The following is a 13367-nucleotide window of genomic DNA, read 5'->3' on the forward strand; positions in this document are numbered from 1 at the left end:
TAATTCATGCCCCCTATATCACATGTTTATTATTAATTTTAATAAATATTAATTTTTATAAGTATTAACATTAATAAGTAAATAGTTTATCAGGTTAATAAATTTTTGTCATGTAATTTATTCCGAAAAAAAGTGGCAAATAAATACAAATTATTGGAAAAAATTTTAAATTTTTAAAGTTTTAAGGATATATGGGAAGGAAGGTTGACAATGTATTGGCATTTAATTAAATTTAAGAGGTAGGATTGTCCTATATAAGGAGTGAGAAGTCTGGAATTTAAATGGGAAGTAACGAATAGTATAGAAATGCAGATTTTTCGGATCAGGAAGAAGCTTCGTGCCATCGTAGCGAAAAACCTTCAGCCTTATGGATTAACGTCGCCTCAGTTTTTCATATTACTGATATTAAAAAAAGAGGGATCGATTAAATCGACAGATTTGGCTGACTTTTTGACCGTAAAGCCAAGTGCGATCACTGTATTTGTAGACAAGCTGGTCGAAATGGATTATGTGAAGCGGCAGCCCTCTGAAAAGGACCGCAGGGTCATAAACCTTGAATTGAAAGAGGCGGGAATCGAGATTCTGGGAAAAGTCCTTGCGGAGCATAACCGTTCGATAGGGAAGAACTTCAATTCATTCACGGAAGAAGAACTGCAAGATCTTATGGTTAAATTGGAAACGATTGAAAAGGCGGCAGATCAAAACCTTTTGGATGATTGAAAGTACAGGCATCCTCAAAATAGAGACGAAAAAGACGGTTCCCCGAGAACCGTCTTTTTTTAATCTTCTTCATACTGGACAGAAATTTCGTTTTCTTCCTTATGGAAGGACTGAAAGCTGACGATCAGCTTTTCAAGATGCTCCAACTGCTCATCATATTCGATGACGGAAGAAATCAATGGTACAAGACGGGCAGAAAGGTGGCCGAGATTATCATGCATTTCATCGACATGATTTTGCTGTTCAAAAAAGTGGGCTAGCAGCTCTTTCCGACTTAAGCAATCCTGGTCCCAATCCTCAATCTCCCCGATCGATTTGATTTTTTCGATATGCAATAAAATCAACTGCTCATGCTTGCGGATCAAGGAATCAAGCTGGTGGAAGATACTCCGCTGGAAATCTTCAGGCATTTGATAGATTTCATTCTCGAATTTATGGATTCGCTTCAAGGTTTCAAACGCTTTTTTCGTTGTAATGATCATCTGCCGGTAAATGACAAGCTTCCGGGCTTTAGCTAAACTGTTCTTCTTGAAATATTCCCGTTCCTCTTTGTACATGGAATAGATATGTTCCAAATCTAACAATTCCGCTTTCAGCCGGCTGATGTCTTTCTTCAATAAGGTGTGTTCTGTAGCATGCCTTGTGCTGATCCTGATCCATTTCAAGATATCTTCCGACACATCGGTAATCCGTGTATACAGCTTTGCTTCATACTTGGGTGGAAGGAATACGAGATTCACGATAAAGGATGAAACGATACCAAGCAAAACGGAGGAGAGACGTATAAAGGCAAAATTCAGGAATTCCCCGTCCTGGCTTTCCATGATGGCGATTACCGTCACGATGGAAAGGACAATCGTTTTATCCATTTTCAATTTTAAATTGATGGTAATGACAACCATTACGGCAAGGCCGATTATAAAAATATCATTTCCGAACAGCAAAACGAAGGAGACAGCAACCAACGCACCAATGATATTTCCTTGTACTTGCTCCAGCACCGTTTGGTATGAACGGTAAATGGTCGGCTGTATGGCAAAAATTGCAGCAATCCCAGAAAGGACAGGAGCAGGCAGGTTAAGCAATTCCGAAAGATAAAGCGCTAAAACGATTGCTATTCCTGTTTTGAGAATGCGGGCACCAAACTTCATATATAGGTTAATCCTTTCTTTGTCATTTATAAGGGCACTATTTATATATAGGCTTTTGCTTAAAGTTGTATTCTAACTTATTTGTTAGTACTTTACACTAAAATGATGCGATGTAAACAAAAAGAAATCTTTAGATACTCTTTACAGCTACAAGAGGCAAATTCCAGTTTAATATATAAAGAAAATATAGGCAATTTAATGATTGTTTTCAACTGTTATTTTTCTGTCGCTTTCGGACAATCCAAGCGGCATTCGACTGGAAAAGACTGATGCTCGAATTAAAGAGCATCAGTCAGACTGTAGACAAACTCGATGAAAATCGAGTTTGTCTATTTTTATGGCCTGTACAATTTAGACGTTGATTTCCACTCCAGGCACTCGCTTTCCGCGGGCGGTCGGGGAGCCTCCTCGGCTTTGCCTGCGGGGTCTCCCCTAGACGCGCTTTTCCCGCAGGAGTCTCGTACCTTCCGTTCCAATCAACTTTGTCTTACCTTTTAGATAGAACACTTTTGACTGGAGTCATTTTTGTTTTAAAATTGAAGGATTAAAACTTGAGGTGATGAGGATGCTTTCTAAACATGATTCTATTCAGCGAGATCAACTTGAAATGATTACTTTAGATCAACTGGTGCCACCGAACCATTTGGTTCGTAAAATGGAGGCTGCCATTGACTTCACTTTCATTTATGACTTGGTGAAAGATATGTACTCAGAGGTAGGACGCCCAAGTATTGATCCAGTTATTTTAGTTAAACTGACTTTCATTCAATATACCTTCGGTATTCGTTCCATGCGTAAAACGATTGAAGAAGTTGAAACCAATATGGCTTATCGTTGGTTCTTAGGCTATGGTTTCCATGATAAAGTGCCTCATTTCTCTACGTTCGGAAAAAATTATGAGCGACGCTTTAAAGATACAGACCTGTTTGAACAGATTTTCTGTCGCATTTTAATGACAGCTGCTAATAAAAAGGTAATAAGTGTAGAACACGTTTTCGTGGATTCCACACATGTGAAAGCCAGTGCGAATAAACGGAAATTTGAAAAGAAAATCGTTCGTAAAGAAACACGAGCGTATCAAGGACGTCTTCAAGAAGAAATCAATCAAGATCGTGAAAACCACGGAAAGAAGCCTTTTCCACCAGATAAATTTGATAAGGAAGAAACCAAAGCAATTAAAGAAAGTACTACGGATCCTGAGAGTGGCTACTATGTGAAAGATGAACGAACAAAACAGTTTGCCTATTCATTCCATGCGGCCGCAGACGGCAACGGTTTTGTATTGGGAACGATTGTAACACCTGGTAATACACATGACAGTCATATTTTGGAGCCACTTGTTGAGCAAGTGATTGAGAAAGTTGGAAAACCAGAAGCAGTTGCCGCAGATGCAGCTTATAAAACACCAGCGATTACAAGCTACCTATTTAACAAAGAAATCACACCTGCTTTACCCTATACACGTCCTCGTACAAAAGAAGGATTCTTTCGCAAACATGACTATGTTTACGATGAACACTTTGATTGTTACCTTTGCCCTTCGGGAGAAACTTTAAAGTACTCAACAACAAATAAAGAGGGCTATCGCGAGTACAAATCGCCCAAACAAATTTGTGCAACATGCTCATTTTTATCACGGTGTACGGAAAGCAAAGACCATCAAAAAGTAGTGACACGGCATATCTGGCAAGCATATGTGGAAGAAGCAGATCATCTGCGTCATCATCAAGAGGTAAAACCTATATATGCGAAACGCAAAGAAACGATTGAGCGTGTATTCGCAGATGCAAAAGAAAAGCATGGTATGCGTTGGACTACTTTAAGGGGACTTAAAAAATTGTCGATGCAGGCGATGCTTACTTTCGCTGCCATGAATTTAAAGAAGATGGCCACTTGGACATGGCAAGGTCCTAAAACGGCTTAACATAGTGGCTCGAAGAGCCCAAATCTCGTAACCTTTGGTCAAAATTTCAAAGGAATTTCAAAAGGGGTTCGGAATTTTTTAATTCCGAACCCCTTTTGTCTACAAACTGACTGATGCTCGAATTAAAGAGCATCAGTTTTTGAGTGACCGTTATTTTTTTTATGAATCATTCCGTGGAAACGGCGGGATCTGCTTGTTCCTTAACTGGAACGACCTGAAGGAAATGCTCTCCAGGATTTTGGAGCAGGGCCTCTAAAGAGGTTGCTTCTTCCGTTTGGCCATGAGCTTTCAAAAGTGTCGTGTATTTTCCCAGAAGTTCTTCCACATCCTGTTGGCCTTTTGCGGATAGGGGCTCTATCGAAATCTTTGCGCCTTTGGCAACCCGTTTCTTAATCACGTCTTTCGTCAAACCGCTTTCTGGCTGTTGACGTAAATAGACGACACCTCCGGTCATGCCTGCACAAATCCATGGGCCAGGATCTCCTAGAACCAAACCTCTCCCATTTGTCATGTATTCGAAAGCGAATCCTTTTATATTGGAAGTTACCGCAATATTACCGGTTTCCTTTTCGGGCAGCGGCTGTTTCAACAATCCCCCGATGATCATATCCGCTCCCGAAAGCCGAATTCCCGCCCTTGCATCGGCATCTCCCTGGGCAATGAGAAGACCGTGCTGTGCACCGTACCCGAACCCCTTGCCGACCGATCCATTGTAGAACTTCCCATCTTTGCCGGGAGATTTAAAGATGCCGATATTGCCGCCGATTGAAGTTTTGCCGATTCCATCCTGTGCGCCGCCGTTCACGCTGATCGTAATCCCCTCCGTATTGTAAGCCCCAAGTCCATTGCCCGGTATGGAACCATCCTGGTAAGAGAGGTGAACGGGGGGAAGTTTTTTGTACGATCCATCAAGCCTGCCCCTAACGCGGTGACAGGAGACCCGGCTGCCGAGTACACGCTGCTTGGATGTGATCGAGCTATAACTTCGTGATTGCTGCAGGTCATCTACATGTGAATCAAGATATTCGGCGCCAACTGCAACCTGCATCGAGCTCTCATCCAAATACGCCTCTTTTTCCTGATGGGAGAATGGCGTAATATCCAGGTTCTTTAATAGATACGTTAAATCAAGTGAATGCTGCCCCGTAACTTGCTGGAGCAAATCGGAACGGCCCACGATATCCTGAAGATTTTTCACGCCAAGCGACCCTGTCAATAGTTTAAGTTCCTTGGCAAAGGCACTGTACATATTCATCAAGCCTTGAACGGCCAAATCGAATTTTCGGGGAACGAAACGCCGCAGTCCGTGCTCCTTCGCTTGTGCTTCCGATTCGATTTGTGTGGCAATGCCTACATGACAGGTATCAAGGTGACATCCGCGGCATGTGGTACAGCCGACAGCAATCATTGAAAGGGTACCGAAGCCTACACGGTTCGCCCCAAGCAGCATCACTTTCATGATATCCATTGAGCTCTTTAACCCGCCATCAGCCCAAATTTCTACGCTTTGGCGAATGCCAGACTCCAGCAGGGCATTATGGGCCGCCTTCACACCAATCTCGACTGGAAGGCCGACGTGTGCGAGTGCATGAATCCTGGCAGCTCCTGTTCCGCCATCAAAACCGGATAGCGTAATGATATCGGCGCCTGCCTTGGCGACCCCGACTGCGATCGTGCCAATGTTTGGCACGACAGGTACCTTGACGGCCACTTTCGCCTTATCGTTTGCCGTTTTCAATTCATGGATCATTTGGGCCAGATCTTCAATGGAATAAATATCATGGTTATTGGAAGGGGAGATCAAATCCGAACCGATCGTTGCATTCCGCGCTTCCGCAATTTTCGCTGTAACCTTTGAACCTGGAAGATGCCCCCCCTCACCAGGCTTAGCCCCTTGCCCAATTTTTATTTCCAGAAGATTTGAAGAGTTCAAGAGTTCCGCATTGACACCGAAACGGCCTGAAGCGATTTGCTGTCCGCGCGATTTCGGGTACTTGCCAAGCATATCCTTGATTTCCCCGCCTTCGCCATTCATGCTGATCATGCCTAGCCGTTCGGCAGCCTCTGCATACGCACGGAAAGCAATCTCATTTTGCGATCCAAAGGACATGGAAGCTATGACGAAAGGAAGTTCCTGTTCACCGATCGAAAGATTGACTTTTTCAGATGGAATCGGAGCATCTGACGTTTTTAAAGATGTTAAATGGCGGATTGCCGTAGGATTGGATTCTTCCTGCTCGGTGATCTTTTCACGATAAGCATCATAGTCCCCGCTTGAGGCCACTTCACCAATCGACTTCCAGATCCTCGGGAATAAATGAAAGGTCTTTCCCATGCGTTCCTTATCATTGTTATAATCTTCCGCACGCTGGATGGCGTCAGCTTTGATCTTATCGAAATTATAATCCAAATCATCTGAACCAAAGAAGTTAGCCACATTTAAATAGGCCGCGATTTCCTCATGTAAGCCGATGCTGGAGAAAAGCCTTCCATACCCGCGGAGCTCATGGATGCCGATGGTGGAAATGACTTTCTCAAGCCCCTTCGTCAAGGAGTTATATAAATTGATAACCTTCTTTAGGTCATCTGAAGATAAGGAAAGGAACATGTAATATGGACTGATCAAATTTGCCCCAAGACCATAAGAAACGATGATATCATGCAATGACCTTAATGAGGCGGAACGTAAAAGGATGGAGCAATCCCGGCGCTTGCCCTTTTGCACCAAAGCTTGATCGACAGCTGAAGTGACAAGATGGGGGTCAAGCAGCAGGTGACCATTTTGATGGGCGAGAGCATCATCCAAAACGAGCAGCGTTTTGCCGCCATCCACTGCATGGACCGCATCATCCGTAATCCTGGTCAGGGCATTTGTAATGCTTTCGTTCTCCTTGAAGGTGCTTGAAAGGAAGTGCACGAGTTTTTGGTCCTGGTTATAGTTAATGAATTGATCATAGCTTGGCTGTGAAAGGTTGGATGAGCATTCATAGCCAGTCAGTCCTTCAATCAATAAGGGAGTCAGCAGCTCGTAGACTTTGCCGGCCTTTTTCGCTTCGAATAGGGAAGGGCGTTTTCCGATGATGGTCCTCGTCGAGAAGTGCTCTGTTTCCCGGTCCCTGTCGATGGCGGGGTTGGTTACGACCGCTACGCTTTCCTTAATGAAGTCTGCAATATTGGTACGTTGCGGATTGAGTGCTGCAAGTGGCGCATCATGACCAAGGGAACGAATGGGCTCGGCACCTTTCTCGGCCATCTGTTCCACCAATTGAACATGCTCCCTCTCCCAGCCAAAAGCTTTATACTGTCCATTATGAATGGCTTGCGTGTTTGCCATGGAGATAATTTTTTCAAAGGTGTGCGGCTGCAAGCGAACGCGGTCATCGGAAAGGATGAAACGATCATTGAATAGTCTGAACACTTTCTCTTGAAAATCCTTGTAGGTGTACAATTGAATGGAGTCGCCGTTCCATTTCAACCCAACCTTTTCTCCAGGACCCAACGGTTTTGGATCTCCGGTAAATTCACTGGAAGGAATGATTCCAGGTTCTGAAGTGAACATATAGGAAGATTCCGTTTCGATATTCCATAACGGACGCAGCCCTAAAGAATCGACGGAGAATACAGCCTCGTCGCCGAAGCGGGAAATGATCCCTGCCGGACCTTGGGCGAAATGGCCCCATGCTTCCCGTAAATACGTATATAAGTCTTGCAAGTGTTCGGGATATTCCTTAATTTCATTAATGATTGGCGGGAACATAAGGTCGACGGCTTCAAACAAAGAGTAGCCATGCCGGCATATGAAGGTTTCAATCGTCTTGTTTAAATCCTGCGAGTCGCTTCCGTCTTTGGCGATGGGCACGCCGATCATTTTCGCTTCATCACGTAATTTGGCGATCGTATTGATTTCACCATTATGGCCAAGCACACTGAAAGGCTGGACCCGAAAGAAGCTTGATAAAGTATTGGTCGAAAACCGATTATGCCCAAGTGTCATCGCGGAGGCTGCTAGTGGATCGGCAAGATCAAGATAGTAGGCAGGGAGCGTATCCCCGGCTCCCATCACTTTGTAGACCGCATGATGCTGGCTTAAGGAGGCAACATGAATGAAATCACTTTTTTCGATGTCCGAGGACAGCTCAAAAAGAACATTTGAAAGCTCCTTGCTGTGGACGTTGGCGGCAGAACAGGCAAACTGCCAAAACACAGGATCTTCTTGAATGGCGATTGGCCCCAAGGCTTCAGAGCGGTAGGCCTTATCCGTTTCGAAAATCAAGGAAAGCCCATGTTGAAGGAGCTTTTCTTTGACTTCGATTTTTAAATCGTTTGCATCAGCCTTTTTGCTTAGAAATAAGTGGCCGACTATGAAGTCGTCTTGATCGACTAAGCCTTGATCGACATTAGCCTCTTCAAGCTTCTTTTTCCAAAGAGCCCGCGGAATATCGATATGGATTCCTGCGCCATCTCCCTCTCCATTGATGAAGCCGCAGCGATGGTTCATTTTAACGAGAGCATCGATGCAGGCAAAGATGTTTTCGTTTGTAGGGATTTTCTTTTTTTCGATGCAGGCAACGATTCCGCAGGCATCATGTTCTTGCTTGTGAAACTCATTGAATGTAGCGGGTGTCCATTGTTGGGTCATATATGCGGCTTGAATAAGGTTCCCCTTATTTTCTGCCCTTCACCTCCTGTAGCATTTGATTCAATTGGGGAAATATTAATAACCCGAACGATAGTCCGAGTTCTTGATAGATTGAAAGAAAGGGTATAAATGTAAGTAAATGTATCCATATCATATCATATCATTTAAATATTCAGAAATCAATTTTTTATACAATTGGTTGGATGTTAAATTGGAGGGGTTTTTCGTGAATATGGGAGTGGAAGGCTAATTTGAATGATTATTTTGCCTGATGATAAGAAAACCCCAAGGATGAAGAACATCCTGGGGTGTATAAAATATGCATAATTATGCTGTTATCGTTTCTTGAATCAAGTTCTTGAATGCATGTTCAACCGCTTTAAGGGTATAAGCGATATCGTCCTCCGTATGTGCAATGGTCAGGAACCACGCTTCGTATTTGGAAGGAGCCAAATTGATGCCTTGGTTGAGCATCAGTTTGAAGAACTTGGCGAACATTTCGCCATCCGTATTTTCCGCCTGCTCATAGTTTTCAATTTTTTCCGTCGTGAAATAGATCGTCAAGGCCCCTTTAAGGCGATTGATCGTGATAGGAACATTATATTGACCGGCTGCCATTTGGATACCTTCTTCAAGGATTTTTCCTAATCGATCAAGCTCATCGTACAGGCCTTCCTCTTTAAGGACCTCCAAGCAAGCTATTCCGGAAAGCATGGAAGCCGGATTTCCTGCCATTGTACCTGCTTGGTAGGCAGGACCGAGGGGAGCGACCGTTTCCATGATTTCTTTCTTGCCGCCATAGGCACCGATCGGAAGTCCGCCGCCGATGATCTTGCCAAGGGCAGTCAAGTCGGGTTGGATTCCCAAAAAGTCCTGAGCGCCTCCATACATGAACCGGAAAGCGGTGATGACTTCGTCGAAAATAACCAATGATCCTGCCTTGTGGGATAAGGAAATGACGTCTTCGAGGAAACCGGGGCTTGGCTCGACAATGCCAAAGTTGCCGACGATCGGTTCAACCAGTACGCCTGCGATTTCGTTGCCCCATTTATTCAATGCTTCCTTAAATGGTTCGATATCATTGAAGGGCACCGTGATGACTTCCTGGGCGATGCTTTTTGGAACTCCGGCAGAATCCGGCGTTCCAAGTGTGGACGGACCCGAGCCAGCGGCTACAAGAACAAGGTCGGAGTGACCATGATAACAGCCGGCAAACTTGATGATCTTATCGCGTCCTGTATAAGCACGGGCCACGCGAATGGTCGACATGACTGCCTCGGTGCCTGAATTGGTGAAGCGGACTTTATCAAGGGACGGTATGGCCTCTTTCAGCATTTTGGCGAACTTGACCTCATGCTTTGTTGGAGTTCCATATAATATACCTGTTTCTGCTGCTTTAACGATTGCCTCCGTAATATGTGGATGTGCATGCCCTGTGATGATCGGACCATATGCCGCCAAATAATCGATATATTTATTGCCGTCGACATCCCAGAAATAAGCACCTTTGGCATGATCCATGGCAACCGGTGACCCACCGCCTACCGCTTTGTATGAACGCGAAGGGCTGTTGACCCCGCCGACGATATGTTCCAATGCCTCTTTATGTAAAAGCTCCGAATTACTAAAATCCAATCTTAAAACCTCCTAAAAGTACAAACGTATTCCTCTTAATCATAGCACTTTTTCGTCCGGAAATCCGGGGGTGGAGGCCAAGGAATGTGGCCAGCCCTTAAAAAATCTGCATGAATCCTAGAAACAGCTGAATCCATGGTCCGTTATTTTTTGCTGGAAATCGGATCCGGTCCCAAAATTCCAGTCAGGAAGGTCAGGATGCCGACGATGGAGTCCGGATTTTCGATGTCGAAGGATTGGCGGTTCATTTCACCTTCGGCTTGGTAGTAGATGAGGCTGCCGGTGCCTTTTTCTTCATTAATATGAATTTGGAAACTTAAGGGGGTGCTTTCTACCGATCCATCGGAATCCCTTTGAATGACCTGGCATAATAATGGACCAAATTCATCCTCATAAAGGAAGTCATAACGAAGGCCAATGACGACCTTTTCGATTTGTGATAATAATAATTCTTTTATATTCATGGCATATTTGTCTCCTTTATATATGTATCTCTTACAACGTCAGGATTATCCTGAAAGAAGGGGGGCGGAACATCAGGCATTTTTATTGTCTAAAAAGCTGAGGTTGGATAAACTAATGCATTAGGACAAGAGATGACGGAGGATGTAACAGGATGAGTGATGCAATACAAGTGAAACAATTGCGGAAGGAATTTAAGTCGGCATCAAGCCGTTCGGGTTTAAAAGGCGCCTTCCGGGATTTACTTACAAGAAATTATAAGATCGTCCCTGCTGTCAATGATATCAATTTTACTGTAAAAAAGGGTGAAATGGTAGCTTATATCGGTGAAAATGGCGCTGGGAAATCGACCACGATCAAAATGCTCACGGGTATTTTGGAGCCGACGTCAGGCGAAATCTCGGTCAATGGGATGAACCCCCATAGGGAAAGGGAAAAGTTCACCCAGACGATCGGAGTCGTATTTGGACAGCGCTCACAGCTTTGGTGGGATATTGCCGTTCAAGAATCCTTCAGGCTGTTAAAAAAGGTTTATAAGGTAACGGATGAACAATATAACGATCATATGGAGCATGTCATCAAGACGCTTGATATCGGTCCTTTGCTCGACAAACCGGTGCGGAAGCTCTCGCTAGGTCAGCGAATGCGCTGCGAGCTTGCGGCAGCATTGATCCACAATCCACCATTGCTGTTCCTGGATGAACCGACCATTGGGCTAGATGTACTCGTGAAACTGAAGATTCGCGAATTCCTGAAAGAAATCAATGAAAAATATAATACGACCATCCTTTTGACCACCCATGACTTAGGCGATATTGAGGCGCTTTGCGAGCGCGTGATCATGCTTGATGAAGGCAGGATCATTTATGATGGGGAATTGCAGAGTCTGAAGGATAACTGGGCTGAGGAAAAACAGATTCATTTTCAATTCATCGAGGGAGTTTCCCTTCAGGAATTGCAATCCTTGCCGCTCCCATTTAACGCAAACTGGGTTTATGATGAGAAAAACCAAACCTACATCGCCTTGCTGAAAGAAGAAGGCGACCATATTTCCCAGCTTGTCTCGGCTGTCGTATCTCATTTTAAAATAAAGGATATCAAAATTCACGAGACGTCCATTGAAGAGATTGTGCGTAATATTTATGAAGAAGGCACTGTCTGACTCTCTTATCATTAAGAAACAACGTGTCTATCAAGGAGGGGGAGAGTGCCATGGGAAAATATCTAGGGATGATTCGCATGCGTTTTTTGATGATGCTTGCGTATCGAACGGATTATTATACCGGCATTTTAATTTATAGCATTAATATCGGGGCTTATTATTTCTTATGGAATGCAATATATGGAGAAAAAAGCTCCATCGAAGGTCTTTCAAGTATGCAGATGACAACTTATGTGGCGGTTGCTTGGATGGCGAGGGCCTTTTATTTCAATAACATTGACCGCGAAATTGCCACTGAAATCAAGGATGGGAAGGTCGCCATCGAGATGATCAGACCCTATAATTATTTAGGGATGAAGACGATGCAGGGGCTTGGGGAAGGGATATTCCGTTTCTTCTTCTTCTCGATCCCGGGCATGCTGCTGGTAGCCTTGATTTTTCCGATCGAACTGCCGAACGAACCGGCAACATGGGCGATATTCGGGATTTCCTTGCTGTTCAGCTTCATCATCAATACCCAAATTAATTTATTGACGGGGATCACCACCTTTTTCCTTTATAATAACGCGGGGTTGATCCGGGCTAAACGGGTCATCATCGATTTGTTTTCCGGTCTATTGCTGCCCATCAGTTTCTATCCGATATGGGCGCAGGAAGTGATGAAATACTTGCCGTTTCAAGGGATCAGCTATGTACCAAGCATGATCTTCACGAACGGGTACAGTTCAGGGGAAATTGGCATGGCGCTTTTACAGCAGTTCATTTGGTGCATCATTCTCATAATACCGATTCAGCTTTTATGGATAGTCGCAAAAAAACAGCTGATTATTCAAGGGGGTTGATCGGATGTTTTATGTATCGATGTTTTTTCAATATGTAAGTCAATATATGAAAACAAGATTGCAGTATCGGGCGGATTTCTTCATGGAAATCTTATCTGACCTGCTGAATCAGGTCGTGAATTTGGTTTTCATCTTGGTTGTTTTTGGCCATACTCAGTTTTTAAGCGGCTGGAGCCGCGAAGAAATCATATTCATCTATGGGTTCTTCCTTATTCCATTCGCCCTTTTTTCAGCGTTTTTCAATATTTGGGATTTCAATGATCGCTATATCGTCAAGGGTGAGATGGACCGGATATTAACAAGGCCGATACATAGCCTGTTTCAAGTCATTTTGGAAAGAATCGAGCTTGAATCATTATTTGGTGTTGTGACTGGTTTGATCATAATATTTTACTCTGGGGCATCACTGAATCTGGAGCTTGCCTGGTATGATCCGATTCTTTTCATCATCTTTGCAATAGGAGGGGCGCTTGCTTATGCGGCCATTTTCGTTGTGATCGCAAGCATCGGGTTTTGGTCGGATGCAAAAACCTCCATCATGCCCATGATGTATAATATCGGGAATTATGGACGCTATCCTGTCGATATTTATAATAAGATCATTCGCTTTGTCCTTACATGGGTGCTGCCATTCGCGTTTGTCGGTGTTTATCCGGCATCCTATTTCCTTAGGAAAGAGGAGTGGTATGCGTATGCCTTCGCCACACCTGTAATCGGGGTTGTCTTTTTCATGATATCCGTCGTCATTTGGAATCAGGGAGTGAAGCGGTACCGCGGGGCAGGAAACTAAAAAAGAAATCCCTTCAGCCATCAGGTTGAAGGGATTTCTTTT

9 protein-coding genes are annotated in these 13367 nt (G+C 44.0%); 5 read left to right on the forward strand and 4 right to left on the reverse strand.

What is annotated here, in order from left to right; genetic code table 11:
* Positions 1 to 261: 261 nt before the first annotated feature.
* Positions 262 to 720, forward strand: coding sequence for a MarR family transcriptional regulator (locus tag MHI53_RS03775; protein WP_061142480.1), 459 nt, complete (start codon positions 262 to 264; stop codon positions 718 to 720).
* A 59-nt stretch (positions 721 to 779) separates the two neighbouring features.
* On the opposite strand, the gene MHI53_RS03780 is transcribed toward MHI53_RS03775, so the two are convergent.
* Positions 780 to 1871, reverse strand: a complete 1092-nt coding sequence (locus tag MHI53_RS03780; RefSeq protein WP_061141914.1) for an aromatic acid exporter family protein — start codon at positions 1869 to 1871, stop codon at positions 780 to 782.
* Between the two features lie 565 nt (positions 1872 to 2436).
* Here MHI53_RS03780 and MHI53_RS03785 point away from each other — a divergent pair.
* Positions 2437 to 3795 carry an IS1182 family transposase gene (locus MHI53_RS03785; RefSeq protein ID WP_340372792.1) on the forward strand — a complete coding sequence of 453 codons (1359 nt, stop codon included), beginning with the start codon at positions 2437 to 2439 and terminating at the stop codon, positions 3793 to 3795.
* Positions 3796 to 3961: 166 nt separating this feature from the next.
* On the opposite strand, the gene MHI53_RS03790 is transcribed toward MHI53_RS03785, so the two are convergent.
* From MHI53_RS03790 to MHI53_RS03800, 3 genes are all read right to left on the reverse strand, one after another.
* A complete protein-coding gene (locus MHI53_RS03790; protein WP_340372793.1) occupies positions 3962 to 8434 on the reverse strand; it encodes a glutamate synthase-related protein in 4473 nt (1490 codons plus the stop codon).
* Positions 8435 to 8761: 327 nt separating this feature from the next.
* Entirely contained in the window at positions 8762 to 10069 is a 1308-nt protein-coding gene (locus tag MHI53_RS03795) for a glutamate-1-semialdehyde 2,1-aminomutase (RefSeq protein WP_061143838.1), read from the reverse strand.
* Between the two features lie 143 nt (positions 10070 to 10212).
* Positions 10213 to 10533, reverse strand: a complete 321-nt coding sequence (locus MHI53_RS03800; protein WP_061143839.1) for a hypothetical protein — start codon at positions 10531 to 10533, stop codon at positions 10213 to 10215.
* 152 nt (positions 10534 to 10685) lie between these two features.
* Here MHI53_RS03800 and MHI53_RS03805 point away from each other — a divergent pair, with 152 nt between their 5' ends.
* From MHI53_RS03805 to MHI53_RS03815, 3 genes are read left to right on the forward strand one after another with little or no spacing between them, the layout of a single operon-like run.
* On the forward strand, positions 10686 to 11693 hold the full coding sequence (locus tag MHI53_RS03805) for an ATP-binding cassette domain-containing protein (RefSeq protein WP_061143840.1): 1008 nt from the start codon (positions 10686 to 10688) through the stop codon (positions 11691 to 11693).
* A gap of 50 nt (positions 11694 to 11743) precedes the next feature.
* Positions 11744 to 12535, forward strand: a complete 792-nt coding sequence (locus MHI53_RS03810) for an ABC-2 family transporter protein (protein WP_340372794.1) — start codon at positions 11744 to 11746, stop codon at positions 12533 to 12535.
* Between the two features lie 4 nt (positions 12536 to 12539).
* The gene (locus tag MHI53_RS03815; protein WP_061143842.1) at positions 12540 to 13325 is read left to right on the forward strand and encodes an ABC-2 family transporter protein; all 786 of its coding nucleotides are present in this window, start codon (positions 12540 to 12542) and stop codon (positions 13323 to 13325) included.
* Positions 13326 to 13367 lie beyond the last annotated feature (42 nt).

The sequence above is a fragment of the Peribacillus sp. FSL E2-0218 genome (assembly GCF_037992945.1).
GTDB classification, from domain to species: Bacteria; Bacillota; Bacilli; order Bacillales; family DSM-1321; genus Peribacillus; species Peribacillus simplex_B.

Excerpts from the sequence above, each read along its gene's own strand:
- MHI53_RS03780 (WP_061141914.1), bottom strand. The coding sequence starts at position 1,871 with ATGAAGTTTGGTGCCCGCATTCTCAAAACAGGAATAGCAATCGTTTTA.
- MHI53_RS03785 (WP_340372792.1), top strand. The coding sequence starts at position 2,437 with ATGCTTTCTAAACATGATTCTATTCAGCGAGATCAACTTGAAATGATT.
- MHI53_RS03790 (WP_340372793.1), bottom strand. The coding sequence starts at position 8,434 with ATGACCCAACAATGGACACCCGCTACATTCAATGAGTTTCACAAGCAA.
- MHI53_RS03800 (WP_061143839.1), bottom strand. The coding sequence starts at position 10,533 with ATGAATATAAAAGAATTATTATTATCACAAATCGAAAAGGTCGTCATT.
- MHI53_RS03805 (WP_061143840.1), top strand. The coding sequence starts at position 10,686 with ATGAGTGATGCAATACAAGTGAAACAATTGCGGAAGGAATTTAAGTCG.
- MHI53_RS03810 (WP_340372794.1), top strand. The coding sequence starts at position 11,744 with ATGGGAAAATATCTAGGGATGATTCGCATGCGTTTTTTGATGATGCTT.
- MHI53_RS03815 (WP_061143842.1), top strand. The coding sequence starts at position 12,540 with ATGTTTTATGTATCGATGTTTTTTCAATATGTAAGTCAATATATGAAA.